The organism is Mycobacterium sp., assembly GCF_032162605.1.
In the GTDB taxonomy this organism is placed as follows: domain Bacteria; phylum Actinomycetota; class Actinomycetes; order Mycobacteriales; family Mycobacteriaceae; genus Mycobacterium.
Window position 1 is genome coordinate 1 of the sequence record NZ_JAVROT010000103.1, and the last position, 26,082, is coordinate 26,082.

The 26,082-nt window shown below is 67.4% G+C and carries 24 protein-coding genes and 6 pseudogenes; 10 read left to right on the top strand and 20 right to left on the bottom strand.

The genetic code is table 11. The features are described 5' to 3' along the window. A partial coding sequence (locus QOI01_RS06135) for a TetR/AcrR family transcriptional regulator (protein WP_526379296.1) occupies nt 1-527 on the bottom strand: 527 nt, incomplete at its 3' end. Between the two features lie 58 nt (nt 528-585). Continuing rightward, complete coding sequence (locus QOI01_RS06140; protein WP_526379316.1) at nt 586-948, bottom strand: nitroreductase/quinone reductase family protein; 363 nt, start codon at nt 946-948, stop codon at nt 586-588. Between the two features lie 278 nt (nt 949-1,226). Between QOI01_RS06140 and QOI01_RS06145 the strand changes: the two genes are divergently transcribed. From QOI01_RS06145 to QOI01_RS06160, 4 genes and pseudogenes are all read left to right on the top strand, one after another. Continuing rightward, nucleotides 1,227-1,970, top strand: a complete 744-nt coding sequence (locus tag QOI01_RS06145; RefSeq protein WP_526379297.1) for an SDR family NAD(P)-dependent oxidoreductase — start codon at nt 1,227-1,229, stop codon at nt 1,968-1,970. Between the two features lie 40 nt (nt 1,971-2,010). Next, nucleotides 2,011-2,370 (top strand): VOC family protein, encoded by a 360-nt coding sequence (locus QOI01_RS06150; protein WP_526379298.1) that lies wholly within the window; start codon nt 2,011-2,013, stop codon nt 2,368-2,370. A gap of 66 nt (nt 2,371-2,436) precedes the next feature. Further along, a pseudogene (locus QOI01_RS06155) lies at nt 2,437-2,625 on the top strand (TetR family transcriptional regulator); the annotation flags it as partial. Nucleotides 2,626-2,741: 116 nt separating this feature from the next. Next, nucleotides 2,742-3,035, top strand: coding sequence for a hypothetical protein (locus tag QOI01_RS06160; RefSeq protein ID WP_526379319.1), 294 nt, complete (start codon nt 2,742-2,744; stop codon nt 3,033-3,035). 15 nt (nt 3,036-3,050) lie between these two features. Here QOI01_RS06160 and QOI01_RS06165 read toward each other — a convergent pair whose 3' ends face one another. Then, nucleotides 3,051-3,920, bottom strand: coding sequence for an SDR family oxidoreductase (locus tag QOI01_RS06165; protein WP_526379299.1), 870 nt, complete (start codon nt 3,918-3,920; stop codon nt 3,051-3,053). A 105-nt stretch (nt 3,921-4,025) separates the two neighbouring features. On the opposite strand from QOI01_RS06165, the gene QOI01_RS06170 reads away from it, so the two are divergent. Beyond that, on the top strand, nt 4,026-4,607 hold the full coding sequence (locus QOI01_RS06170; RefSeq protein ID WP_526379300.1) for a TetR/AcrR family transcriptional regulator: 582 nt from the start codon (nt 4,026-4,028) through the stop codon (nt 4,605-4,607). A gap of 16 nt (nt 4,608-4,623) precedes the next feature. On the opposite strand, the gene QOI01_RS06175 is transcribed toward QOI01_RS06170, so the two are convergent. From QOI01_RS06175 to QOI01_RS06215, 9 genes and pseudogenes are all read right to left on the bottom strand, one after another. Beyond that, nucleotides 4,624-6,438, bottom strand: a complete 1,815-nt coding sequence (locus tag QOI01_RS06175; protein WP_526379301.1) for a sulfatase-like hydrolase/transferase — start codon at nt 6,436-6,438, stop codon at nt 4,624-4,626. Next, nucleotides 6,431-6,898 carry an SRPBCC family protein gene (locus tag QOI01_RS06180; RefSeq protein WP_526379302.1) on the bottom strand — a complete coding sequence of 156 codons (468 nt, stop codon included), beginning with the start codon at nt 6,896-6,898 and terminating at the stop codon, nt 6,431-6,433. The genes QOI01_RS06175 and QOI01_RS06180 overlap by 8 nt, the downstream gene beginning before the upstream one ends. A 46-nt stretch (nt 6,899-6,944) precedes the next feature. After that, nucleotides 6,945-9,362: a lysylphosphatidylglycerol synthase transmembrane domain-containing protein gene (locus tag QOI01_RS06185; RefSeq protein ID WP_526379303.1), complete on the bottom strand. Its 2,418-nt coding sequence runs from the start codon at nt 9,360-9,362 to the stop codon at nt 6,945-6,947. Nucleotides 9,363-9,466: 104 nt separating this feature from the next. Next, nucleotides 9,467-10,276 (bottom strand): SDR family NAD(P)-dependent oxidoreductase, encoded by an 810-nt coding sequence (locus QOI01_RS06190; RefSeq protein ID WP_526379304.1) that lies wholly within the window; start codon nt 10,274-10,276, stop codon nt 9,467-9,469. 47 nt (nt 10,277-10,323) lie between these two features. Continuing rightward, nucleotides 10,324-11,877 carry an FAD-binding protein gene (locus tag QOI01_RS06195; protein WP_526379305.1) on the bottom strand — a complete coding sequence of 518 codons (1,554 nt, stop codon included), beginning with the start codon at nt 11,875-11,877 and terminating at the stop codon, nt 10,324-10,326. 9 nt (nt 11,878-11,886) lie between these two features. Next, nucleotides 11,887-12,705: a mycofactocin-coupled SDR family oxidoreductase gene (locus QOI01_RS06200; protein ID WP_526379317.1), complete on the bottom strand. Its 819-nt coding sequence runs from the start codon at nt 12,703-12,705 to the stop codon at nt 11,887-11,889. A 14-nt stretch (nt 12,706-12,719) separates the two neighbouring features. Continuing rightward, nucleotides 12,720-13,280, bottom strand: a pseudogene (locus tag QOI01_RS06205) (SDR family NAD(P)-dependent oxidoreductase); the annotation flags it as partial. Further along, nucleotides 13,273-13,585, bottom strand: a pseudogene (locus QOI01_RS06210) (hypothetical protein); the annotation flags it as partial. The pseudogenes QOI01_RS06210 and QOI01_RS06205, both read right to left, overlap by 8 nt. A gap of 67 nt (nt 13,586-13,652) precedes the next feature. Beyond that, complete coding sequence (locus QOI01_RS06215; protein WP_526379306.1) at nt 13,653-14,096, bottom strand: nuclear transport factor 2 family protein; 444 nt, start codon at nt 14,094-14,096, stop codon at nt 13,653-13,655. A 163-nt stretch (nt 14,097-14,259) separates the two neighbouring features. Here QOI01_RS06215 and QOI01_RS06220 point away from each other — a divergent pair, with 163 nt between their 5' ends. Further along, nucleotides 14,260-15,150, top strand: coding sequence for an SDR family NAD(P)-dependent oxidoreductase (locus QOI01_RS06220; RefSeq protein WP_526379307.1), 891 nt, complete (start codon nt 14,260-14,262; stop codon nt 15,148-15,150). A 6-nt stretch (nt 15,151-15,156) separates the two neighbouring features. Here QOI01_RS06220 and QOI01_RS06225 read toward each other — a convergent pair whose 3' ends face one another. Then, a complete protein-coding gene (locus QOI01_RS06225; RefSeq protein WP_526379318.1) occupies nt 15,157-15,954 on the bottom strand; it encodes an oxygenase MpaB family protein in 798 nt (265 codons plus the stop codon). 173 nt (nt 15,955-16,127) lie between these two features. Here QOI01_RS06225 and QOI01_RS06230 point away from each other — a divergent pair, with 173 nt between their 5' ends. Continuing rightward, a complete protein-coding gene (locus QOI01_RS06230; RefSeq protein WP_526379308.1) occupies nt 16,128-17,891 on the top strand; it encodes an MOSC domain-containing protein in 1,764 nt (587 codons plus the stop codon). A 93-nt stretch (nt 17,892-17,984) separates the two neighbouring features. Here QOI01_RS06230 and QOI01_RS06235 read toward each other — a convergent pair. Further along, nucleotides 17,985-18,199: pseudogene (locus tag QOI01_RS06235) on the bottom strand (cyclohexanone monooxygenase); the annotation flags it as partial. 22 nt (nt 18,200-18,221) lie between these two features. Between QOI01_RS06235 and QOI01_RS06240 the strand changes: the two are divergent. Continuing rightward, nucleotides 18,222-18,485, top strand: coding sequence for an FCD domain-containing protein (locus QOI01_RS06240; RefSeq protein WP_526379309.1), 264 nt, complete (start codon nt 18,222-18,224; stop codon nt 18,483-18,485). Here QOI01_RS06240 and QOI01_RS06245 read toward each other — a convergent pair. Both QOI01_RS06245 and QOI01_RS06250 read right to left on the bottom strand, forming a co-directional pair. Next, a complete protein-coding gene (locus tag QOI01_RS06245; protein WP_526379310.1) occupies nt 18,482-19,135 on the bottom strand; it encodes a VTT domain-containing protein in 654 nt (217 codons plus the stop codon). The two genes, QOI01_RS06240 and QOI01_RS06245, sit on opposite strands and share 4 nt — an antisense overlap. A gap of 344 nt (nt 19,136-19,479) precedes the next feature. Beyond that, a complete protein-coding gene (locus tag QOI01_RS06250) occupies nt 19,480-20,202 on the bottom strand; it encodes a TetR/AcrR family transcriptional regulator (RefSeq protein ID WP_526379311.1) in 723 nt (240 codons plus the stop codon). 120 nt (nt 20,203-20,322) lie between these two features. Here QOI01_RS06250 and QOI01_RS06255 point away from each other — a divergent pair. Then, a pseudogene (locus QOI01_RS06255) lies at nt 20,323-21,438 on the top strand (acyl-CoA dehydrogenase family protein). Nucleotides 21,439-21,546: 108 nt separating this feature from the next. Next, complete coding sequence (locus tag QOI01_RS06260; RefSeq protein WP_526379312.1) at nt 21,547-22,902, top strand: serine/threonine-protein kinase; 1,356 nt, start codon at nt 21,547-21,549, stop codon at nt 22,900-22,902. A gap of 5 nt (nt 22,903-22,907) precedes the next feature. Here QOI01_RS06260 and QOI01_RS06265 read toward each other — a convergent pair. From QOI01_RS06265 to QOI01_RS06280, 4 genes and pseudogenes are all read right to left on the bottom strand, one after another. Continuing rightward, nucleotides 22,908-23,597 (bottom strand): annotated as a pseudogene (locus tag QOI01_RS06265) (acyl-CoA dehydrogenase family protein); the annotation flags it as partial. Between the two features lie 89 nt (nt 23,598-23,686). After that, the gene (locus tag QOI01_RS06270; RefSeq protein WP_526379313.1) at nt 23,687-24,256 is read right to left on the bottom strand and encodes an anthrone oxygenase family protein; all 570 of its coding nucleotides are present in this window, start codon (nt 24,254-24,256) and stop codon (nt 23,687-23,689) included. Then, nucleotides 24,253-25,134 carry an NAD(P)H-binding protein gene (locus QOI01_RS06275; protein WP_526379314.1) on the bottom strand — a complete coding sequence of 294 codons (882 nt, stop codon included), beginning with the start codon at nt 25,132-25,134 and terminating at the stop codon, nt 24,253-24,255. Before QOI01_RS06275 ends, QOI01_RS06270 begins: the two co-directional genes overlap by 4 nt. Nucleotides 25,135-25,170: 36 nt before the next feature. Then, nucleotides 25,171-25,896, bottom strand: coding sequence for an NAD(P)-dependent oxidoreductase (locus tag QOI01_RS06280; protein WP_526379315.1), 726 nt, complete (start codon nt 25,894-25,896; stop codon nt 25,171-25,173). Nucleotides 25,897-26,082: the final 186 nt, after the last annotated feature.

A 26,082-nucleotide genomic window follows, 5' to 3' on the forward strand; every position in this document is an offset into this window, starting at 1 on the left:
CCCCTCGACGTGTCGTCCATCATCGCGGTCGCCATGGCACCGTCGTGGAGTACCACCAGCGCGTCGACGAGCCCCTCCGGATCGACCGCGCCGGTTTCGCTCACCAAGTCGAGCAGGGAGCCTCGCAGCCATTCACGAAACTGCTTGGGGGCCAGTTCCTGTGCGCTGCCTGCCGAGGCCTCGGCCGAGGCGTTGGCGAAGGCGCACCCGCGGTATTCCGGCAGTGCAGCGCAATCGCCGATCGCGTCGAAGATGGCGAGGATCTTCTCGGCCGGGTCACCGACCGTGCTCTGCAATTCTTCGACCTGCTTGCGCCATGACTCGTGTCTGCCGCGGAGATAGGCCGCGATCAGTTCGTCCTTGCCGCCGAAGATGTAGTACAGAGAACCCTTTGCGACCCCGGCCTTCTCGATGACGGCGTCGATTCCGGTTGAGTGGACGCCATCGCGGTAGAACAACTCGTCTGAGGCAGCAAGCAACCGTTCCCGGGCCGGCGGCCGCTTCGGTGGTGCCGGCTTCTTCGCCATTCGGCGGATTTTATCAGACAGACCTGTCTCAAAGGCGGCTCTGGCGCTGTTGCCATGGTCATGGGATGAAAACGGTCGCGCCGGTCGTACGACGCCCCTCGAGCGCGCGGTGCGCGTCGGCGGCGTCCTTCAGTGGCAGCACGTGATCCGTCTGGGCAGTGAGGACGCCTTGGGCTATGACGGCGAACAATTCGGCCGCCGTGGTATCCACGTCGCCGAAGACCTCCCTGGCGCGCAGCCGTTTGATGGCTGCTCCGTCCTGTAGTCGGACGGTGGGGTGGGCCACCAGGTTGGCGTACCAGGATGGATTCCGTCGGGCTCCGCCCGTAGTGGCGACGGCGACATAGCGCTCGCCTTCGACGATCCGCACCACCGGGTTCTTGCGCACCTTGCCGGACTTCGCTTCGACCGAGGTGAGGATGACGACCGGCTCCCCTTCGAGGGTGCCGCCTTCGAGGCCTCCCGAGGCCTCTAGTCGGCCACCTGGGTGCGGACGCGTTCATCCGGGCTGGGCACGTATTCGCCGTCCAGTCCATCTTCGTTGCCGAGGTTCATGCGCTGGCTTTCTGTGTCGAGGGCGCCTTGAGGAGGGGACGGCGGTCCGTGTCGGTACGGTTTCGCCGCCGACATTGCATGTTTGGACTGATTGGTCTAATTTCGCACATTAGACAGATCGGCGCAAATGTTGAGGAGCGCGTCATGGCAAGCAATGTCCCCGTGCAGGATCTGGAGGGCAAGACGGCGCTGGTTACCGGAGCGACGTCGGGAATCGGCAAGGCCACCGCCTTACAGCTCGCCAAACAGGGTGCGAGCGTCGTCGTGCACGGCCGAGACGCCGCGCGAGGCCAACGGGTAGTCGACGAGATCGCGCAGGCGGGCGGGGCGGCGAGGTTCATCGCCGCCGACCTCGGCGAACCGACTACGGCCATCCGGCTTGCCGAGGAGGCGGGCGACGTCGACGTACTGATCAACAATGCCGGGTTCTCCTGGTTCGGGCCGACCTCGGATCTGGAACCCCAGGTCTTGGATGACCTGTTTGCCGCGAACGTGCAGGCGCCGTACCTGCTGGTCGCGGCCCTGGCGCCGGCCATGGTCGCCAAGGGCGACGGCGTCATCATCAACCTCGCGAGCATGGCCGGAACGGTCGGTCTCGCCGGCGGTGCCGCCTACGGCGCCACCAAGGCCGCGGTGGCGTCGCTGGCGCGGTCCTGGGCCGCTGAGTACGGGCCCAGTGGCGTGCGCGTCATCGCCGTCGCGCCTGGGCCCGTCTACACCGGAGGCGCCGCGCCCGAACGCATCGAAGACCTCGGCGCCACAACGCTGCTCGGCCGCGCGGCCCAGCCGCAGGAGATCGCCGAAACCATCGGCTTCCTGGTGTCATCCCGCTCGACGTACATCACCGGCGCCACCATCGCCGTCGATGGTGGACGCACCGCGATCTGACCAACACCGCACCCATTTCCCGCGACGAAAGGATCGGCCCATGGCCGGTATCACCCTGATCGGCATCAGCTTCGACGCCCACGACCCGGCGGCCCTCGCCGCGTTCTGGGCTGCCGCCCTGCACCGCGACACCGACGACGGCGCGTCGGCGGACTTCGCTTCGATCCCGCCCGGCACGGATTCCGACGCCGGCCCGCTGTTGATGTTTCACCGTGTCCCCGAAGACAAGACCGTCAAGAACCGGGTCCACCTCGACCTCCGCACGGCCGACATCGACGGCGAAACCGCCCGACTGCTCGCGATGGGCGCCAACGAACTTCGCCCGTTGGCCGCCAACGACGGGCGGTGGGTGAGTCTGGCCGACCCCGAGGGCAATGAGTTCGACCTGGTGGCCACCTAGTCCGGTAGCGCTCGATGGGCTACCGTCGTTTGTTCGGCTGGTCTGACCTAACCGGAATGGGTGTGCATGTCCGAAGCACCGCGAGCTGGCGGCCAGCCCGACGATGCCGCCGACGGAGAGCGAATACGTCTGCTCGACGCGGCCGCTGAACTGTTCTACAGCGAGGGCATACAGCGCGTCGGCATCGAGCGGGTCATCGAGAGGGCCGGCGTTCCGGAGGCCACCCTGGTGGATGCGTTCGGCAGCAGGGACGAGCTGGTTCGCGCCTATCTGCGGTTGCGGCACAGTCGAGCTCGGGAGCGAATCGCACGTGAACTCACCGCTACCACGCCCCAAGGGACCGGCTCATCGGTGTCTTCGAGATCCAGGGGATGGCGTTCAGCGAACCGGGCTTTCGTGGCTGCGCCTTCGTCAGCGCCAGTGCCGAGTCCTTGCCCGGCGGTGTGGTCGAGGAGGTTGCGGCCGAATATCGCAACTGGGTGCACAACCTCTTCCTGGACCTCGCCTTCGCGGCCAAGGCCTCCTACCCAGAGGAGCTGGCAGAACAACTGGTGATCCTCTACGACGGCGCAGGCATCTCGGCGTGGCTGGACCACAAACCTGCGACCGTGCAGGCATCGCGGAGCATGGCTACCGCTCTGGTCGACGCCGCCATGAACCCCTGAGGGGATGGATCACGCTCAGGCGAGCCGGTGCAGGGGATCGGTGTTGGACGACGTCGCTTCGTCGTGGTCCGTCGACACGCTGAGGTCGCGCCACTTGTTGTCGGACTCGGCGCGCTCGGCGGCAGCCAGCCCGGCGTAGGTCACCGCGTCGGTGCCAAGCAGCAGGCGGACCGGCGGCTCCGCCATGTCCGCCACCTGCAGTACGACCTGGGCGACCTTGTCGGGGTCCCCGCCGAGTTCGGTGCCGCCGTTGCGGAACACGTCGGCCAGCGCGCCGACCGTCTGCTCGTAGGGCGCGCTGATGGGTGGAACCTGCATGGAGGAACCCGCCCAATCGGTGGTCATGCCGCCCGGCTCGAGGACCGTCACCTTGACGCCCAGCGGAGCGACCTCCTGCGCGAGCGACTCCGAGAAGCCGCCGACCGCGAACTTGGCCGCCTGATACGCCGATACGCCGACGTTGGCGATCCGGCCGCCGAGTGAGGAGATCTGGATGACGTGGCCGCTGCGCTGCTTGCGCAGGACCGGCAGGGCGGCCTTGGTGACGTTGACGACGCCGAAGAAGTTGGTGTCCACCTGCTGGCGGAAGTCGTCGATGGTGATGTCCTCGACGGCGGCGAGGTTGGCGTAGCCGGCGTTGTTGACCACGACGTCCAGCCTGCCGAAGGTGCTGACGGCCTCGGCGACGGCTGCTTGTGCGGTCGCGTAGTCGGTGACGTCGAGCGCGAACGGATGGACGCGATCGCCGAACTCCTCCACGAGGTCGTCGAGCTGCTCTGGTCGGCGTGCGGTGGCGAGCATCTGATGCCCGGCGGCCAGAGCTGCCCGCGTGATGGACCGACCGAGGCCGCGGGAGCTGCCGGTGACGAGATAGACGAGAGGCATTGGAGTTCCTTCCAGTTACTAACTAGTGGGTTAGTTGAAAAGATAGATCGCCGCGGCCGAGTTGTCAACTAGTCAGTTAGTTGACAACGGTCGTACCCTGATGACATGCAAAGAGACGCCGAGGCAACGAAGAAGCGTCTGGTCGAGGCTGCCACCGCGGAATTCACGGAGTACGGCATCGGGGGCGCGCGGGTCGACCGCATCGCCGAAGTAGCTCAGGCGAACAAGGCGCAGATCTACCACTACTTCGGGAGCAAGGACGACTTGTTCGACGCAGTGTTCAACGAGGCCGTCGTCGACACCTTCGCTCAGATCCACATCGAGGCCGACGATCTACCGGCATCGGCAGGTCGGCTCTTCGATCTCTACGAGGACAATCCCGGAATGGCCAAGCTCTCGACGTGGCATCGCCTGGAGCGAGGCGACAGTCGCCAGCCGATCGAGGCAATCGTGGCCGGCAGCAAGGCGGTCATCGGCGACATCGAGGCGGCCCAACGACGAGGACTCGTCACGGACCGGATGGCGCCTGTCGACGTTCTGGCTCTCTTGATGGCCATTGCGCAGATGTGGACCACGTTCGCGCCTGAGTTTCAGGTGTTCCTCGACGGTCACACCAGGGAGGGGCGACGGCAGTTGGTCACCGAGGCGGTGGCCGCGATCCTGCGCACCGCCGAACCGTTGCAGTAGCCCGTCGCCAACGGCATTACCGACGAATGCGCTGCCAGACCCGATGCGCCACGCCGTCGGACCCGCCGGTCGGCGGTTGCCGTTCCGCGTAGGGCCATGGCCGATTGCGTTCTGGCACTGACGATGCCCGCGCCTGCTTCAGCTGCATCCGCAGGTGTGCTCGCAGGTCGTGCAGATCGGGATCGCCCCACCGGTTGTCGGTCTCGATCGGGTCGGCGGTGAGGTCGTAGAGCTCCCATTGGTCGTCGAGCGGATCGGTCCGGTACGACTCGCCGCCGATGCCGTTGGTCGCCAGTTGGCGTACCCCGGGTTCGGTCCAGGTGGACGGGTCGTCGAAGGTGCGCACCAACTTCCAGAGATGTCCCGCGCCGAGGGCGGCGTCGACGTCGTTTACCCGGACGACCAAGCCCTCGAAGTTGGAGGCGACGTGAGCGGGAATCTTGATGCGCAGTGGTGTCGGCGGATTCACCGTCAGGCCCATTTGCCGAGCCGCCGCCGACGCACCGGTGTCACCTTCGAGCACGTTGTCCCGCGTCATCAGGTAAATCGCCCGGTGGTCATCGGCGGGCGCCCCGTCCACCACAGGCATCAGGTCACGGCCAGGTAGTCCGTGGACTTCCGAGAACGAGTCGGACAGCCCGTCTGCCACGACGTCGACGTCGACCCCCGCCGCGCCCAGAAGCGTGGGCACCAGGTCGACGTGTGACGTCGGGGCGGCCACGAGGCGGGCCCGCGTCGCACCGTCGCCGATGCGCGCGATGACGAACGGCACCCGGGTGGCCTCGTCGTACAGGTTGAACCACTTCTGGTGCAGGCCACCGTGCGCGCCGAGCAGATCGCCGTGATCCGAGGTGCGGACCAGGACCGCGTTCTTGGACCCGCCCTCGGTGACGGCGCGGCGCACCCGGTCGAGCGGCGCGTCGACCTCGGCGTGCAGCCGGTAGTAGAGGTCGCGGTACTGCTGCGCGTTGCGCTTGTAGCCGCGCCCGATCGCAGGCGCCAGGCCGTAACCGGAGTAGTACGCCTCGCGAAAGGCGATCTGTGCGGCGGGTTTGGTCCGCAGGTCCTCGTCGGCTGTTGGCGGCGCAGGCACGTGCGGCGGATCCAGCGAGGGCGAAGGCGTCAAGGGGCTGCGCCGTTGCCACGCCGGGAACAGCACGATGTCGTGCGGATTGACGAAGCTGGCGACCAGCAGGAACGGGCGCAGCGCTTCCGCATCACCGGCGCGACGTCGTGCGTACCGGTCGTTCAGCCAGTCGACGATTCGATCGGCAAACAACGGATCGCGCCGAAAGCCGCTGTTGGACATCGCCGCACCATGAGGCTCGGGGCCTACCCAGCCGGAGAAGCCGTAGGGCTCGAGCGGGTCGGCGTCCAGGTAGCGCTGTACGGCAGTCTGGTCGACGACGCCATCGTCGTCGTTGGTGGCCAGTGGTTCACCCGTGGCGGGGTCCTCGAGGTCGGCGTGCGAGATGTGCCACTTGCCGTCGTAGTGGGTGTCGTAACCCGCAGCGCGGAACCAGTTGCCGAGAGTCGGAACCTCGCCGGCACGCAACCACCTCAGCCGTGAATCGTCGTACCTCTTGCCGATGCCGTCGGTCTGCGTGACCCCGTGCAGATCGGGATAGTGGCCGGTGAAGATCGTCGGTCGGCTCGGCACACACGCCAGGGAACCCGTGTAGTGCCGGGTGAAATTCACCCCATGCTCGTCGAACCAACGACGCCCGCCGAGGGCGCGTTTGCGCCACGCCGACACGTCGGCCGATTCGTACGGCGGCACCGCGCGTTCCTCGTCGGTCATCAGGATGACGATGTCGGGGCGGTCAGCCATGCGTGTTCTCACTTCGTCGTGCCAGCCCGGCGAGCATCGCGCCGGACTCCTTGGCCATGCCGCGGCACACCACCCACTCGGCGGCGCGAGCCACGGGGTTGGTGCCGATCTCGACCCTGGTGGTCAGCGTCACCTCGGTTACGCCGCCGGCAGGTCTCAACGTCCAACGGTTGACGACGGTACGCAGCCGACTGTGCAGGCCTTCGATATCGTAGGCAAGGGCTGCGGGCGGGTCGAACTCGGCGATTCGCTCCACTAGTGCGTTGCGGCCCATCTGCACTCGCCGGGTGGTCCCGACAGCCTCGCCCTCCGGACCGTGGTTCAGGATGCAGGAGTGGTCGGCGTTGGCCGCCCACGAGCTCAGGGAACCGAAGTCGGCGAGAACGTCCCAGATCGCCTGCGGCTGGGCGGTTATCGTGCGGCTGCGGCTGATGTCTGCCACATCTTCATCCAACACCATCTCCGGCGCCGATGTGGTGCGACTTGGAGACTCGGGCCCCGGGCGGCTAGATCATGTCGTTTCTGGTCAGCCACCGCATCACCCGCCAGCCGAAGAACACCGGCAGCCAGCAGGTCAGCACCCGGTACAGCAGCACCGAGGGGACGGCGACGGCCGCGGTGACTCCGAATGCCGTGAGACCACCGATCAGTGCGGCCTCGACGGCGCCGACGCCTCCCGGCGTGGGAGCGGCCGAGGCGAGGGTGCCGCCGATCATCGTCACGACGGTGACGGTGACGAAGGTGGTGCCGCCGCCGAAGGCGTTCACACTTGCCCACAGCGCCAACGCCGCACCGAGAGTCGTTGCAGCACAGCCGGACACGATCACCGCGAGCCGCTTCGGCTCGCGCGCCAGCTCGACCAGTTCGCCGCCCAACTCCTTGAGGCGAGGCCGCAGCGCCGTACCGAGCCAGCGTCGCAGCTGCGGCACGAAGGTGAACGTGCCGACGATGCCCAGTGCCACGCCGCCGATCAGATACAGCACCGTCGTCTTCGGCACGAAGTGCGACAGGTTGGCCGATGTCCCCGCGGCGACGCTGAAGAAGATCAGTAGACCCACGTGGGTGATCACCTGTACCGACTGCTGCAACGCGACCGCGGCGGTGGCCCGCAGAGCGCCCAGTCCGCCCTTCTGCAGGAACCTGGTGCTCAGCGCCAGACCGCCGACACCGGCGGGCGTCGTGGTGGCCGCGAACGTATTGGCCACCTGCATGATCGCCAGGTTGCGGAAGCTCACCGTTCCGGACGCGCAGGCCCACAGTGCCGCGGCCGCACCGAGATACGTGAGCGCAGACACGGCCAACCCGAGTAGCGCCCACCACCAATTGGCGGTTCGCAGCTCTGAGAAGAAGGCGGGCACCGTACTGATGAACGGGTACGCGACGTACACCAGCGCCACCAGGAGCACGAGCTGAATCACCTGGGTCCTGGTGAACCGGGTGATCGTCTCGGCCTTGATCTGGTCCGTGCCGGTCTGGTGCATCACCTCGTCGCGCGCGGCCTTCATCACGGCGGCAGGCTCGGTCACCGAGGTGCGGATCTTCTTCGGTAGAGCAGATTTCGTCAGTCGCCGCGAGGCATGCAGGACGGTGTCCCTGTCGAACTCGTCAATCGCCGCACGAACGGCGGCCTCCGCGTCGAAGATCGCCGTGGTCGACACCAGTAGCGCGGCGATGTCGGCTTGCAGAAGGACGTCGGTCGCGCCGTACTCCGCACTGCCGAAGCCGCCGAACAGCGCCACCCCCTCGTCAACGGTGATCTCCTTGCCGCGCAGGTCCCCGTGGGAGATCTGATGCCGGTTCAGGACGCCGAGGGCCTTCCAGACCGGGGCCACCAGGGACTCGTCGGCGGAGGATTCGTCGATCGCCACGCCGCGCGGCGGGGTGTGGGAATACAGCGTCCAGCCCCGATCGAGCGCGGCCAACGCGACCGTCGTGCTGTTGGCTACGCCCAACTCCCCGATGGCGATCGCCATCAGCCCGCGATGCTCTACGGCGCGGCGCATCGAGGCGTGCAGTGGCACGGTCTCGCTGTTGCGCAACCGCACCCGCCTCCACACCTGGCTCATGATTCCGCCGCTGCGCTGATTGGGTCCGTACATCTCGACGACGGCCCTGCACTCCGGACCGTTTCCGTCGGGATCGTCGGTCTCCGAGCTTTCGGAGTTTTCCGTGGTCGCCCACAGCACCAGCGGTCCTGGCCCGGCCGGCCGGACCACCGTCAACCCGGTCACCGCGAACCCGCGGCGGACCATTGCACGGACGGCGCCGTCCAGCGGCACTTCCAGCGCCGGGGTCCCCACGATGAGCACGGTCAACGCCCCGACGAACCATCCCACCGCGAGGCCGAGCAACGATCGCGCGGGCACCACGGCGCTGACCACCAGATGGATCGGCACGAATGCCAACAGCAGGGTCCACCACCATCGGCGCCAACGCGCCTCCAGCCAGGGGCCCGACACCGTGAGCACCGCGGCCAGCATCGCGATCCACCGAGGATCATCCAGGAAGTGCGAGAGCACGGTCCGTAATCGGTCGTCGAGGTCGAAGTGCCAGCGCGGCGCCGCGAAGCCGCTCGAGTTGATCGACAACGCGAGAACGGCGATCACACCTGCGGTCGCGTAGGCGCCCAGAAGCCGCCACTGGCGGGCGGTGATCAGTCCGAACAGGATCGCGAATGGAAGGGCCAGGATCGCGACCCCGTAGGCCAGATACACCAGGTTGGACTGCGTCGGGGTGAGCAGCGCCACGATCCCCGAGATCGATCGTTCCAGGGCCACCCAGTCCCGCCGGGTGATCAGCGAACTGGTAATGACGACGGCCAGGAACGTGGCCGCAAGGGCGAGCCGGAAGATGTCGTTCGTGCGACGGATCAGCGGTTGCAGCAGGTCGCCGGAAACGGTGACGTCCCGCCCGTCAACTCGCATGTCTGAGGATCTCTCGGATCGGCCGTTAGGCCGCGTGTGTCAGCGGCTCGCGGTCAACCTATCCCAGCGCGGCCCGGGTACCAGGGATTGTCGGACCGGACGAGCTACATGTGGGTGCCGCCGTCGACGCGCACCTCGGTGCCCGTGACCCAGTAGGCCTCCGGGGAGCCGAGCATCGCGACGACCGCGGCCACCGCGTCGGGCTTGGCGAACATCGCGCCGTCCTCGACCGGCAACACCGCCCGGATCTTGCCGAGCAACGAGAAGTCCATGTCATCGGGCAGGCCGGGTCCGATGCTCTGCTTCGACTCGCCGATGCCGTCGGTCATTCCGGACGACACCGACCCGGGCTGCACGCAGTTGAACCGGATCCGTTCCTGGCTGTACTCGAGAGCCAAGGCGTGCGTCATTGCCTGGACGCCGCCCTTGGACGCGGCGTAGGCCGACATATAGGGGTGGGCGAAGCTCGCCGAGGTGGAGCTGAAGTTCACGACTGCGGCGGCATTGCCCTGCCGCAGAGCCGGAATCGCCTCGCGCGTGACGAGGAACGTGCCGATCAGGTTGACTCGCAAGACGCACTCGAAGTCCGCCAGCGTGGTGTCGGCGAAGTGCGAGGACCGCAGAATGCCCGCCGCATTCACCAGAGTGTCCAGGGCGCCGAGCCCGTTGGTCGCCTCGGCAACGCCCTGCCGGACCGAGTCTTCGTCGCCGACGTCCATCAGCACGGTGGCGAACCGGTCGAGGTGTGCCTCGGCTTTGGCCACGGTGTCCTTCAACCCGGAATCGCTGACGTCGGCGGCGACCACCCGCCCACCCTCGTCGAGGATGCGGAGCACGGTGGCCTGCCCGATGCCGGAGCCGCCGCCGGTAATCAGGACGCGGCGGTCGGCGTAGCGCTGTAGAGAGGAAGACATGGGCCGATGATGCTCCTTGCCGGCACCGGTGTCCGGTGTTCGCGGGATCAGTTTCGAGCTGAGCCGTCGGCCATGTGCAGGGCGGCGAGATGGCTGAATAGCATCGACGCGCCAATCGGATTGCCGCCGCCGGGGTAGGTGGTCCCGCTGACGGCGGCCATCGTGTTCCCGGCCGCGTACAGGCCGGGTATGGGTCGCCCTTCGGCGTCGAGCACCCGGGCCCGGGTGTCGGTGAGCACGCCGCCCTTGGTGCCGAGGTCTGACAAGCCGAACGCCGCCGCGTGGTACGGCGGCCGGTCGATCGGCACCAACGGTGACGCGCCTGCGGTGAACGTGCGGTCGTAGGCGTCGTTGCCACGGCCGAAGTCTTCGTCGGCGCCACCGGCCACCAGCTCGTTGAAGCGCGTCACGGTGGCGACGAGGTTGCCGCGCGGCACGTCGATCGCGTGGGCAAGCTCGTCCAAGGTGTCGGCGGTGTGCCACAGGCCGGCCTCGCGGTAGCGCCCGGTCTCGACGAGCGAGACACTGGTCGACTTCACCGGGGGGATTTCGCCCTCCCTGTCGTCATAGACCATCCAGAATGGCAACTGCGTTGCACCGCTGGCTATTTGGTCGAGGACCGTGCGACCCAGCCGGTCATACGGGCCGGACTCGTTGACGAACCGCCTGCCGTCGGAGTTGACGAAGATCCCGCCGGTGAACCAGAGGGAGAACGTCGACCGGCCATCGGGGTGGGTGAGTCCCGGTGACCACCACGCCTGATCCATCAGGTCGGTGGCCGCCCCGATGCGGATGGCCGCTTCGTGTGCGGCACCGGTGTTGCCCGGCGCGCCCATCGTGTCGTCGGCGCGTCCGGGTACGCCGAAGGCGGCGCGCATCCTGGTGTTCTGCTCAAACCCTCCGGCGGCCAGCAGCACCCCGCGGCGAGCGCCGATCCGCACCGGCTCGCCGTTTCGGCGGACGATGACTCCGGTCACGGCGCCGTCGTCGGTGACGAGTTCGGTCAGCGGGGAGTCGAGGTGAACGGCGGCGTGGGGGAACCGGCGAAGTGCGGCGAGGAACCGGCCGATGAGGGCCCGGCCGCCGGTGAGCAGTTCCGGTGCCGGCGCGCCCAGGCGTTCGTTGTCCAGTGGGCCGCGCACCCGGTCGGCGTACGGGCCGAGTGCGCTCGCGGGCAGCGATCTGGCGACGATGTGCCGCAACCCATCGAGCCGGGCGCCGGGTGCATGGGCGAAGTAATCGGGCCACGGCAGGACCTTGAACGCGAAGCCGTCGTCCTGCTCGAGGTACTCGATCAACCGCGCACCGCCGCGGACATAGGCGTCCTGCAGTTCGCGCGGCGTGCGGTCGCCGACCACGGCGTGAAAGTAGGCCAGCGCGTCTTCGATCGTGTCGTCGCAGCCTGCGCGGCGCAGCACTGGATTGCAGGGGAACCACATGCCGCCGCCGCCGGAGAACGCCGTCGTGCCACCGAATTTGTCGGTTGCCTCGATCAGCGCGACGGACAGTGCCTCGCGGGCCGCGGTGTAGGCGCCGGTGATGCCACCGCCCGCCCCGGCGACGACCACGTCGACCTGTTCGTCCCAGTCTGCTGAAGTCATGTCGATGCCCTAACTCCGGAGGGTGAATCCGGCGTCGAGCGGCCAAGAGGTGCCCGTGATGAACGACCCGGCATCGGAGACCAGCCAGGCGACCGCGGTGGCGATCTGCTCCGGCTGCACCAGGGCGATGGGTAGCGCGTTCTGTTGGGTGGCGAGCCAAGGGTCGCCCGCTGCCGCCAGCGACATGGTGGTCTCGTTGATGATCATGTCGGTGGCGACACCGCTGGGGTGGATCGTGTTCACCCGGATCGAGTGCGGGGCGAGTTGAAGCGACCAACCCTGCATGAGCGCTACCAGAGCGCGCTTCGATGCGGCGTAGCCCTGCAGTCCGGCCCGTTCGGTTCCCGAGGCTTTGATGCCCTGGGTGGAACTCGTCAGCACGATGGATCCGCCGCGCCCCCCGGCGATGAGCGCCGGGATCGCCGCATCGACGGTGTTCCAGACGCCGATCAGATTGACCTCGACGACGTCGCGGAACGTCCGACGTCGCTCGTCGGTGTCGCTCACCCTGATGATTCCGGCGTTGCCGATGACGATGTCCAGCCGGCCGAACTCCCGCAGGCCATCGGCAACCGCGGCGTCCACCGCTTCGCCGTCACGGACGTCGGCCTGGCGGGCCAGGATCCGACGACCTTGGCGCTCAACCAGTCTCACGGTGGTGGCCAGGTCGTCGGTGGTGGCGCCTGGATAGTCGGTCGAGTCGAACTCGGCGCAGACGTCGATCGCGATGATGTCGGCGCCCTCGCTAGCCAGCTTGACTGCGTGCGCCCGTCCCATACCGCGCGCGGCGCCGGTGATGAAGGCCACCTTGTCATCGAGGGTTCCCATCTTGATGTCTCCAGTCATGTCGGCTTCGGGAAGTTGACGTCTTTGGTGACCGCCTCCCACTCGTCGATGGACGCGGAGAACGCGGCGAGTTTGTCGCGCACCGCCTTGAGCACGTCGCGGCCGAGCAGCAGTCGCAGCGGCGGCTCGTCGAGTGTCGTCACCATCAGCACCGCCTCGGCGACCTTTCTCGGGTCGCCGGGCAGGTGATTGGCGAATTCCTTGATCATCGTCTTGCGGGCGCCCACGTTATCGTCGTAATCGCCTATCGGAGTTGATGACTCCCACATCGACCGGGCCGCCCAGTCGGTGCGGAACGCGCCAGGCTCGATGGCGGTCACCTTGATGCCCAACGGTTTGACCTCCTGCGCCAGGGCCTCGGTCAACGCCTCGAGCGCGAACTTCGTCGAGGAGTACGCATTGGGCGGGTTGGCCACCAGCCCGGTCATCGACGAGATGTTCACGATGTGCCCGGACTGCTGGACGCGCATGGCGGGTAGGACGGCCTTGATGGTGTCGACCACTCTGAAGTAATTGGTGTCGAACAGCTTGCGGACCCGATCATCCTCGCCGAAGCCGGCCACCGAGATCCTCCTTCGGTCCTTCGCCGCCGAACTCGGCCATCCGCAGCGTCAGGATGCCCTCGTTGAGCCCGTCGGAGTCGATCCAGTTGGCGACTCCGGGATCGCATGCGGAGATGACATAGGTATAGGTGCTGATTCGCGTCGTCGCGATCCCACTTGAGCAGGACGTCGCGGATGTAGAACTCGTGCGCCGCGGGGGTGGACTGCACGTGATTGGGCCGGTTGCCCGCGGGGTCGGAGTCGACGGTCATGGTGAACGATCCATCGGACTCCGCCTCCATGGTGCGGCCGTTGAGCACGGCAGGCCCTCCTTCTGCTGCGCCGTGATCGCGAGCTGAGCCGCATCGAACGGGTTCGCCACGGCTGTCAGAACTTCAGATGGTGGCTGGTGTCGCCGAGTTGATCGACGTACATGGTTCGGGTGTCGAACCACCACGTGCCCTCGATGCGGTGAAAGGTGTCGCGGTAGTGGCCGGTGACGATCACCTGCAGTGGCAGCTCCGGCGTCGCCTGCGTGACCAGATAGTTGGCCGTGCTCGTCGCCGTCCCGGCTTCGTCGTCGACGTCGATGCGGACGTTGCTGGTGAGGTGCTTGGTCTTCGGTGTTGCGTCGTCGTACAGGCGGGTCGCCATTTCGTACATCGCCCGGACTCCGGTGGTTCCCGTGAAGACGGTTTCGGGTGGACCGTCCTCCACCCCGCAGATCCGGCCGTGCGCGAACAGCGCGGCAACGCCGTCGAGGTCGCCAGCATCGATTCGCTCGGCGTAGGTGTAGAGCAGGTTCTCGATCTGGCGGGCGCTGTCAATCATGACGGCAGCTGGCTCCTCATTGAACCGAAGTTGGTAGAGCTGACCCGAATTACGATCATTTCCAGGTAATCAACCAGCCGGGCTGGGCGATGTCAACGATTCTGCTCCCGCGTTGCCGCCCGGCGCGGGCATGTCACGCAGGCCGCGTGGCTAATCTCAGAGCGTGACATCAGACTGGTCGCCGACCCGACTCGGCAACTTGAGCGGCAAGCGCATCATCGTGACGGGAGCCACCAGCGGAGTCGGCTTGGCGACGGCGCGCGCACTCGCGCGTGCAGGCGCCCACGTGATCCTGGCCGTCCGCAACCTCGAACTGGGCGCCCAACGGGCTGCCGAGATCGGCGGTGACACGTCTGTCGTGAAGCTCGATCTTGCCGACCAGGCATCGGTGCATGCCTTCCCCGGGCTCTTCGACGGTGACGTGGACATCCTGATCAACAACGCCGGGTTGGTCGCCCAGAACCGGTCCGAGACCGTGGACGGATTCGAGATGACGTTGGGCACCAACTTCCTCGGCCCGTTCGCACTGACGAATCTGCTGTTCGGTCGGGTGCGCTCGCAGATCATCAATGTCGGCTCGGATGCGCACAAATCGGCGACTCTCGCGCTCGACGATCCCCACCTTCGCGTCCGCAAGTGGTCGGCCTTCCCCGCGTATGGCCGGTCGAAGCTGGCGGTGATGCTCTGGGGCCTCGCGCTCGACAGACGGCTGCGCGAGGCCGGCTCGCCCATCACCACGCAGCTGACTCATCCCGGCTGGGTGGGGTCGAACCTGTCGAACGTCTCCGACAATCGCGTCATGTCGGCGTTCCACTCGGTGGTGAAGTCTGCGGCCACCGTGCTGGCCAACGACATCGACGCGGGCGCCGCGCCGACTCTGTACTGCATCAGCGAGCCGATCCCGCCGGGCAGCTATGTGGGCATCGACGGCAGGTTCGGGCTGAAGGGCGGCCCGACGTTGAGCGGCCGCGCGGCAAATGCCTGCGACTACGACGTCGCCGCGCAGTTGGTGGACTTTGCCGAAAGGGAAACCGGCACAACGGTTCCCGCATAACCGCGGTCAACCGCGGTTGAGTGCCCAACGGATGCCGCCGACCAGGGTTCGTCCTGCGACGCGGACCGCGGTGTTCTCCACCGGCGGCAGGTAGGGCAGCCGCAGTGGCAGCCTCGCCCACGCCGGCAGCATGGCGATCGAGGTCGCGGCCAGGATCGCATACGGCGGGCGGGCGAGCAGCGGCAGCGGAGGTGTCAGCAACAGGAACTTGGCGGCGTCGCGCGCCGCGGGGGTGCCGCTCAGCTCCGGTCGGAAGGCTGCGATCCGCTGTTTGAGTTCCCGCTCGGTCAGCGGTGGGTCGATCACCCCGAGCGCGGTGGCGACGCGGGCAGTGTCGGCGAGGTACTCGTCCCGGCCCCGCTGATCCAGCGGCTTGGCGCCGTAAAGCTGATGTGCCACCAGGAAACTGTCCGTTTCGGCGATGTGCACCCATTCCAGGAGGTGGGGATCGGACGCCTCGTACGGCCGCCCGTCGGCCGCCGTCCCGTGAACCCGCCGATGGATCCCGCGGACCTTGTCGACGGCTCGCTGGGCGTCCTGCGCTGGGCCGAACGTCGTGACTGCGAGAAAGGTGCTGGTGCGCTGCAGCCGTCCCCACGGATCGCCCCGGTAGTCGGAGTGTTCGGCGACGCCTGCCATCGCGAGTGGGTGTAGCGACTGCAGAAGCAGCGCCCGCAGCCCGCCGACGAACATCGATGCGTCGCCGTGCACCTGCCTGATGGGACGGTCTTCACCGAACCATCGCGGGCCGGGGGTGCCGTGGATGCGGGCACGGTTGGCCGGGCCCTCGGGACCCGCCACCATGCCGAACAGGCGCTGGCCGAGACCGTCACGCACACTGGTCAACCCTGGTAGCGCCACCTCGCCGACAGTACGCCGGTGCGCCTCTGCCCCGTCCGAGCTCATGGCGAGGCGGAAGGGGTTACTTTTCGTAGAGAGCGCAACGGGTCGGTCGGCACGAGGGGAAGGTGACGCCCATGGCGACGTTGGTCTCGCTGAATGTCGGGCTACCGAAGGACGTCAGCTGGAAGGGCAGGACCGTACACACCGGCGCCTTCAAGCAACCCGTCGACGGACCTCGAATGGTGCGCAGGCTCAACGTCGACGGTGACGGGCAAGGGGACCTGGGTGGGCATGGCGGTGAGAATCGGGCGGTTCTGGTGTACCAACTCGACTCCTACCGCCACTGGGCCGCCGAACTCGGCCGCGACGACCTGGCGCCGGGCCACTTCGGAGAGAACTTCACGGTCGACGGCCTGCCCGACGACGAGGTCTGCGTCGGCGATCGCTATCGGATCGGCCACACGCTGTTCGAGGTCACCCAGCCACGCGTGACTTGCTACCGCGTGGGCATGCGGATGGACGTGCCGAACATGGCCTCGTTGCTCGTGTCTCACCATCGCCCCGGTTTCTACCTACGGGTGCTGGCCGAAGGCGAGGTGACGGCCGGCCAGGAGATCGTGAAGGTGGCCTCGGGCCCCGAGGGGGTCACCGTCGCCGAGATCGACGCGTTGCTCTACCTGCCGGGCCATCCGCGCGAGGCTCTTGGGCGCGCACTCAAAGTTCCGGCACTGAGCCAAGGGTGGAAGACCTCGCTCGAGAACCTGGCCAGGCAGGCCGACGGCTCGGCGTCCGCCGGCAACACCGGCTTGACCAACGCCGCGAGTATTCCGCCGCCGGCGTGGACAGGTTTCCGGCAGCTGCTCGTCACCGCGATCGGAGACGAGAGCGCCCACGTTCGCTCGGTGTCGCTGGCGGACCCCGACGGTGTCCGGTTGCCGAAGTGGCTTCCGGGCCAGTCGATCACGTTGCGGCTTCCCGCCGACATGGGAAGGGGCACGTTCATCCGAAATTACTCGCTGTCGAACCCGCCTGGCTCCGGCGCCTACCGCATAGGCGTCAAGCGGGAACCGAATGGTCGCGGCAGCGGGTACCTCCACGACCAGATCGCGGTGGGCGATGTGCTCGACGTCGCCGCTCCGCGGGGCACGTTCTTCCTTGGCGACGACGGCCGTCCGGTGCTCCTGCTGTCCGCCGGGGTCGGGATCACCCCGGTGCTCTCGATGCTGCACGCGCTCGTCGCGTCGGGCTCGTCACGCCAAGTCTGGTGGTTGCACGGTGCGCGGGACGGAGGCGAGAATCCGTTCGCCGCCGAGTGCCGGGAGCTCTTGGATCAATTGCCCGGCAGCCAATTCCACGTCTTCTACAGTCGGCCCGCAGCCTCCGACCGGCTCGGCGCGGACTACACCGCGGCGGGTCGGCTGTCGGTTGAGGTGCTCGACGCGCTCGGTCCGCCGCGAGATTCCGATGCCTATCTGTGCGGTCCGGCGGCCTTCATGACTGCGCTGAGCGCAGGGCTGAGAGAGTACGGGCTCGCAGCCGCGCGCATTCACACCGAGATCTTCGGTGCCGCAGCAGCACTCACACCCGGCATCGCCGCTGCTACGTCGAGTCCGCCGCACCAGCCACCCGGTACGCCGGGGGCAGGGCCGGACGTCGACTTCGCCCGCAGCGGTATCACCGCGGCGTGGGGGCCGCAGTACGCGAGTCTTCTCGAGTTCGCGGAGGCGTGTGACGTGCCCACCCGGTGGTCCTGTCGAACGGGGGTGTGCCACAACTGCGAGACCGCCGTGCTGTCCGGTTCCGTTCGCTACGACCCCGAGCCTCTCGAGCCGCCTGCGGAGGGCAACGTGCTGATCTGCTGTTCGACCCCAGCCGGGGAGCTCGTCATCGACCTGTAGCCGACGGTGCGCGAACTGCCATTCGAACGCGGCGTGTCGGGTACAGACGCGCACGCTCGGCGGCGAGAGGTGAGAGAGGCGCGTCTCGCGCGCCTACCCGAGCTTGAAGCCCGTGTATCCCGCCGCGGCGATCTCGTCGCACCGGCGCCGGTTCTCCGGTATCCCCGCGGTGAAACCCATGTACATCCCTTCTTGCCCGGCACGTTGCCGCCGTTGTACCAGGAACTGCACGACGGGTGCATCAGCACCGTCGGGGCGACCAGCGCCGTCGTAAGCTCATCCCAATCCTGCGGGGCTGCGGGGAGTGCTGGCATACAGTATGGCGTCACATTGCGTCACCGGACGGCAGGGGCGTTCAGCGGTACCGCGCCGCGAATCAGGCTGGGCGAGTACCCGTCTCCCACCGAGGCGCGCGGTGCCGTGCGGACCCATCGCAGGCTCGTCGACGAGATCGCCGCCGGACAGGCCGAGGAGGCTCAGGCCACCGCGCGCAAACACCTGGCGGCGACGCAGGCGCTAGTGCTGGCACGCTTCAATGACGACGTCGTGAACGCGACTCCGGCGCGCAGGGGGCGCGTCGCCGGTCCGTCCTAAGACTTTCGCAGTGTGTCCCAGTCGTGTTCGTCGTCCAGCTTGGCGATCGCCTTGGAGGTACGGTCCCTCATCACCAGCGTGAAGATCACGCCGATCACGACGGCGGCCAGCAGCCCCACCCACGAGAACCGGGACAGCCAATTCTCTGCGGCCAGGCCGAGGTAGTAGACGACGGCGGTGGTGCCGCCGGCCCAGATGAGCCCGCCAGATGCGTTGGCGGCCAGGAAGTGTGAATAGGGCATCTTGAGGGCGCCTGCGAGCGGCCCCGCGAAGATGCGAAGTAGCGCGATGAAGCGGCCGAAGAAGACCGCCCACATGCCCCACCGGGTGAAGAACTGCTTGGCCAGCGCGACGTGGCCGGGGCCGAAGTGCTTCGGGAAGCGCCTGCCCAGGCGCTCGAACAGACTCATGCCGTAGCGGTGGCCGATGCTGTATCCGATGGTGTCACCGACGATGGCGCCGATGGTGGCCGCGGCGCCGACGCCGACGGGGTTGATGTCGAGGGTGTGGCGCGAGGCCAGCAGGGCGGCGCTGACGAGGGCGATCTCGCCGGGCAACGGGATGCCCACGCTTTCCAGACCGATCACCACGCCGACCACGAGGTAGACCGCGAACGGCGGAATGGTCTGCAGCAGCGCGTCGACGTTCACGCGCTAAGGATGCCTGACGGATCCTCATTCGCGAAGTCTCGAAACTGCGGGGAGATCGCAGAAATCCGCGTTCGTGCGATCCGGCCGCAGGCTCGGCGCGATGTGGTGGGCTAGTCGCTCGCCAGGCAGCGGTTTGGCTTCCTTGACGGCCAGCGGCGTGGTCCCGATGCTCAGCCGACCTCGGCCGTGTAGATCTGGCGGTTGAGTCCCTTGACCAGATCTGCGGTCTCGGCCAGATCCTCCGGCGTCGTCGAACTTCAGGCACTCGAGCAGGTCGGACGACAGGACGGGCACGAACCCAATGTAAGCGCAGTTCTTATTTCGCGAGAATGCAATTCTCGGAGTCAGTCTTCGGCGGCGAATCCGTGGGAGACGAAATCCCAGACCTCGTCGGCGGAGATCGGCTTTGTGGCGATGTCTTCAGAGCCGCTGGACTGTGCGACGAACATCACGGTCTGCATCGTCATGGCGGCGATGCGCTTCGGATTCAGAGTCGAGCGCAGTTTGCCCGCTGCCGCCGCTTCCTCCATGAGCTCGGCGAGCAGCACCAATAGTGGTGCGTGCGCGACCTTGACCTCGGAGGGGTGGGACACCAACAGTCGCGGGGCGAAGTCGGTGAACAAGGGACGCTTTGCCGCCGGGTCGGGGCGCGAGGACTCGAACAGCAGCTGGATGGCCACCTTGAGTCGCTCGAGCGGATCAGCCTCACCGGAGGTGGCGGCGCGGATCTGCTCGGCGGAGCGGCTCAGCGCGTCCTCGAAGAGCGCGAGCAGGAGCTCGTGTTTGCCATCGAACTGCAGGTAGAAGCTGCGCAAGGACTGACGCGAGCGGGCGACGACCTCCTGCACGGTGAAGTCCGTGCTGCCCTTCTCGATGATGATCGCCTGGGCAGCGTCCAAGAATCGCTGAACCCGCTGCGCCGCCCGCAGCTTTGCGGTCTTGATGGAACGTTCGACCGCGCGCTGCTTCCAGGCTGGTTCTTCGCTAGGACTGGTGGTCATCGACGCCTCTGACGTGGGCCGATCGGGGAGAACATGCATGAACTGTACCGGAGAACGCCGCTGCATTGTGCGCTAGACCCCCTCGCGACCGGCGTGCCTGAGATTATAACTTCCTCTTCATGAGAATGGTATTCTTATTTACGCATTAATAGAAGTCTTACTGGGAAAGGCGCATTCCGGAGTGCCGTGCAACTGACGTTCGACGCCGAGGTCGAGACCTTCCGCTCCGAATTCGCGGACTTTCTCGACGAGCATGCCCCCGCCGATGCCGACGCGCTGGTGCGGTCCCGATCTTCATCGCACGTCCCAATCTGGGCTCGAGAATGGCAGCGGCTGTTGTTCGACAACGGCTGGCGGGTGCCGGGCAATCCGCCGGAGTTCGGCGGTCCGAGCGCGAGCATCATGCAGCAGTACGTCCATCAGACGGAGTTGGCCCGCCGCCGGATGGTGCCGAGCTTCAACTCCCAGGGCGTCGGGATCATCGCCGCCTCGCTCATCGCCTTCGGCACATCCGAGCAGCAGCAGAGGTGGGCGGTGCCGATCCTGCGGGCCGAGATCACCGCGGCATTGGGTATGAGCGAGCCGGGGGCGGGCTCCGACCTGGCGTCGCTGCGTACGCGAGCCGAGCGCGACGGGAATGACTTCGTGGTCAATGGTCAGAAGGTGTGGACCTCCGGCCCACACGACGCCGACGTCATCCTGACCTTCGTACGCACCGACCCCGACGCGGCCGCCCTTCGCCTCGGTCGCCGACCGCGATGACCTGGACTTCAACAGGTGTTCTTCACCGACGTGCGGGTGCCGACGGGCAATCTCGTCGGCGGACTCAACGAGGGTTGGAGAGTCGCCAGCGGCTCGGTCGGGCACGAACGAAACATGTTGTGGCTCAGCTACGCCGACCGCTTGCAGGACCTGATCGACGATTGGCGCCCAGCCACGGCCCTCGAGCGGGATCGCTACGCGACGTTGGTGATGGACAACCAGGCGCTCCGGTTACTCGGTTCGGCGGCGCTGGCTCGCGCGGCCCGCGGCGAGGAGGACGTGCCCGCGCTCTCGGTGCTCAAGACGTTCGGCGCCGACGCGGTGCAGGCTGCCACCGAGCACGCGCTGAGCTCCCGGGGGGCCGATGGGCTGGACCACGCGGGCATGACCGGGCGAGACGTGCCGCTGAACCTCGATCTGTATGCCAGCAGCTGGGCCGACCGCTACATTCGTTCGTTCACGGGCACCATCGCAGGCGGCACGTCGGAGATCCAGCGCAACATCATCGCCCAGCGAGTGCTCGGCCTGCCCCGCGGCTGAACCGCCATCTGCCGCCCGGTGGCCGCCGTCCTGGGGTGCGCGCGTCAGAATGGGGTACTCGGCACCGACGTTCGAGTACCCCTTCCATTCCCGCAGTAGAAGGAACCCATGCCGCTGACTCCCGGTCAGACCTTTGCGGGCTACACCGTTCTGCGGCTATTGGGAGCGGGCGGTATGGGCGAGGTATACCTCGCTGAGCATCCTCGCCTACCTCGGCAGGAAGCTGTCAAGATCCTGCGCAAGGACGTCAGCGCCGACGACGAATACCGTGCGCGTTTCGAACGGGAGGCCGACGTGGTGGCTCGGCTCTTTCACCCCAACATCGTGGGCATCCACGACCGGGGCGACGTCGACGGTCAACTGTGGATCTCGATGGACTTCGTCGAGGGCACCGACGCCGGGAACCTGCTGCAGGACAGGTATCGCCAAGGGATGCCGCCAGAAAGCGTCGTGCATCTGGTCAGCGAGGTCGCCGCCGCCCTCGACTACGCGCACCAGAAACTTCTGCTGCACCGAGACGTCAAGCCCGCCAACATCTTGCTGACGGACCTCGACTCGCGGCCGCGCGCCCTGCTGGCCGACTTCGGGATCGCCCGGCGCATCGACGACACCACCCGTCTGACCGCGACCAGCATGACGGTCGGAACGGTCGCCTACGCCGCGCCCGAGCAACTGATGGGGGCCCACGTCGATGGCCGGGCCGATCAGTATGCGTTGGCGGCCACGACATTCCAGCTGCTCACCGGCTCACCGCTGTTCCACGATGCCAATCCGGCGGTGGTGATCAGCAAGCACCTCACCGCACCGCCGCCGGAGATCGCCACCCGCCGACCCGAGCTGTCCGACCTCGGGCCGGTGTTCTCGAAGGCGCTGGCGAAGTCGCCTGAGGACCGTTACGACACCTGCGGAGACTTCGCCGCCGCGCTGCGTGCGCGCATCGGGACCATCGCCGACGAGTTGGGGGTGTACGACGCCACTCAGCGGGCGCTGGTGTCGTCTCCGCGTCGCCATGGCGCGCCGCGATCTCGTCCGCGGCTGGCCGTCGCCGCCCTGGCGGTCCTGGCCGTGGTCGGCGTCGCCATCGCTGCATACTTCGTCGTCGGATGGGCCGAACACCGGTCCGACGCCCCGTCGTCGGGCGTGGGAACCCAGGCGGCCGGTGCGCCGGAGCGGCCCGTGGTTCCGGTGGTGTTGGTCGGAGCCGACTGCGCGACGCTCGGCGCAGCGGGACAGACCTCGACGGGCCAGCAGGCCTACTGCGCCAAGCTGCCCAGCACCGGCGACGTCATGTGGTCGCTCTATCAGGGTCAGGTCCCGGATCCGACCGTCACCCCCGCGGCGGGGGACCCGACATATGCGCCAGGCATCGAACAACAGGTGCGGGTATGCATTCAGGAGACCGGCGAGGCCAGGGCGACGTGCCGCGAGAACGTCAAGCGCGGCAACCTGGTCGGGCCGCCGTAGCCGGATCAGAGCTGTGCAAGGCGGGGCACCGAGCCGCGGGCCCGCAGCCCCGCTCCGGCCTTCCGGTTGAGTTCCCTTGAGCTACCCGGCAACCCGTCGAGCACCAGCACTCGCTCCACGTGGTGGTGCAGGTCGTGCTCGGCAGTGAAGCCGATGCCGCCGAGCACCTGCTGACAATGTCTGGCCGAGGTCAGCGCGGCCTTGCCCGCGGCGGCCTTGGCCGCCAGCAGCGCGGTCAGATCGGGGTTGTCCACCCCTGGCAGACTCAGCGTCGCCTCGGCGCCTTCGATGGCCACCAGCGTCTCGGCCAGCCGGTGCCGGACCGCCTGGAACGCTGCGATCGGCCTGCCGAACTGGACCCGGTCCAGCGCATGCTGACGGGCCAGCGCCAACATCGCCCTTGAGCTGCCGACCAGCCACCAGCCGAGCGCTCGGCGGGCACCGGCGAGCCGTAGCAGCCCGCCTTCCTCCACCCGGCGCAGCGGCAGCCCACGGAGGGTGGGGTTGGCGTCGGCTACGCCATTTCCCGTCGCTTCGCTCGCCCCAACGTAGTCCCACACCACCCAGCCGCCGCCCGCAAACGGCAGTGCGGGGGTAGCGCTGAGCTCGCGGTCGGCGGTCTGCTGCACCACATCGTTGAGAACCGAAGCGTGTGAACCAGTTTCGCCCAGTAGCCGGAGCACCAGCGGTATCGCCTCGGAATTCGATCCGACCCGGCCCTGAAGCCGAACCCATTGCCAGGCATGAGGTTTGCAGCGGCCCTGTGCCTAACGTGTCGCTTCGGTCATCGCCGCTGGCGCCGCGTCGAGGTGGGCCGCTGCGTGACGGCGGCTACGGCCAGGACGAGGAACGCACATGCGGCGGCGACGGTGCGCGCCAGGTGAGCGAGCTGCCAGCGGTCGCGTACATCGGCCCAGTCGTGCGGTGGGGCTACCGCCGACCAGATTGCTTGTTCGGTATTGATGGGAACACTGACGAGCACACTGACGATCAACGCCACCGCGAGCAGGACCAAACCGGTGACCGCCAGCCAGCGCCCGGGCGCGCGCCGGACAACGGTGATGACGGCCAGCGTCGCGGTGGCTAGCAGCGCAACCGGCAGCAGGACGGTCGCGAGGTCGTCGAGGTGCGCGAGTTCGACATGGCGGACCTCGACGTAGCCGGCGGCTGGGAGACTACGCATGCTGGCTTCCAGGACGAGAACCGCCACGAGAAAGCCCGCGAATAGGCCGCTGAACAGCACACCGACCAACAGGGCACTGCGCGCGATGATGTCGGCGCGCCGTTGAAACGGCGTGGTTGCGTTGCCCGGCGATTCGGGGTCGCATGATTGGACTTCGCCTGCTGCGCTCATCGCGTCTCCAGTGGTGTGGTGTCGGACTGCGGACGCCCGAAGGCCGCGATGTGATCGTGGGCCCAGTGCGCGTAGGAGCGGGCGGGGTGACCGAGCACGGTCGCGACCGCGTCGGTGATGGGGGCGGGCCGGTCCAGCTCGCGGGCATAACGTGCCATCATCGCCTCAGCGAAGGCGCGTGGCAGCCCCTTGGCCACCATGTCGTCGGCAGCCTGGGTGGGCGGGATCTGCTCGTAGCGCAGCGGCCTGCCGATCACCTCGCCGATCGTGTTGACCATCTGCGCGTGAGTTAGCGACTGCGGGCCAGTGATCGAAATCCTTTGCCCGGCAAGGGTGTCATCGAGAAGTCCTGCCGCGAGTACCGCGGCGACGTCGTTTTCGTGGACGGGGGCATCGGCGAAATCCGCGAAGGGCCCCCGTATGACGTCACCGTGTCGGGCCTGTGCCGCGAACATCGTCAGCGTGCTGGCCGCGAAGGAACCCGGTCGCACGCTCACCCACCGCAAACCACTGCTGGTGACCGCATCCTCGACCTCTTTGTTGCGGTCGCCGTTCAGTCGGGACGGCTGCATCGACGGATCGTCGTCGACGTTGAGAGCCGCCAGCACGGCGACGTTGTTCACGCCATGCTCGCCGGCGAGTTCCAGCAGCCTGGGTGCGGCCGGCCCGACGGCACGGGGATGCACGAACAACGACGTGACGCCCCGCAGCGCCGCCGCGATCGACTCCGGTCGCGACGGGTCACCGATGACGACCTCGACTCCCGGTGGTGCGGCGGCGGCGTGTCGAGTCAGCGCGCGGACGCGTCGGCCGGTCGACGACAGCAGCTCGACGAGCGGTCTGCCGATCGTGCCGCTTGCTCCGGTGATGAGTATCACGGTGATCCTTTGGCTGGGTCGTCCCTCGGCGCTCGGCTACTTCGACTTGGCGGTCGGGCTAGGGCCGGTGGCAGGTTTTGCGCTCGCCTCGCGCGCGATCATCTGCCACACCGAGGGTGTGTGTTGGGTGGTCGACACGACGACCGTCGTCCCGGCCAGGGCCGGGTTGCCGGCAAGCACCAGCAGGTAGTGGGCCAGATCGATGCGCGCCGTGAATGCGCCGATCGGATCGACTTGCCCGGCGTGATAGTCGGTGGGCTCTTCCAGGTCGAAGAGTCCCGACGGTCGCACGATGGTCCAGTCCAGCCCGCTCTCGCGCACGATCGTCTCCATGGAGCGGATGTCCTGGTAGACGGTTTTGCCGATGGTGCGGGTGATGACGGGTTCCATCAGCCGTATCGCCAGCGGGCTGCGGGTCCGTCGGGTGGGGTAGGCGGCCGTCGAACTGACCACCGCCAACCGCTGCACTCGGGCGTTCCGCATGCCGGCCACGATGTTGGCGGTGCCCGCCGAATAGGTGTCGACGTGCTCACGGGTGAAGGACACGCCCAGGGTCGATAGCACCGCATCGGCGCCGACGATCACCTCTGCAACGGCGGCCTCGTCGCGCACGTCCGCTTCGGCGACGGTCAAACCCGCACCCGCGATCGGGAACTCGCGCTGGTGGCGGGTCACTGCGACCACTTGGTGCCCGGCCGCCAAGGCCTGGCTGGTCAGTAGCCGTCCGGTTTGGCCATTGGCGCCGAAAACCACGAGCTTCATGTCAATCTCCTTTTAGTCACTGAATATGATCATCACTAAATGTGACAATCATGTCAAGTGCTATTCTGACGGTATGAGTGAGGAGCCAGCTGGCATCGCCGAACTAGACGAACGCATACCGTTCTTGCTCGCTCAACTCGGGTCGCACATTGCTACTGACTTTCAGCATCGGCTGGCGCCGATCGG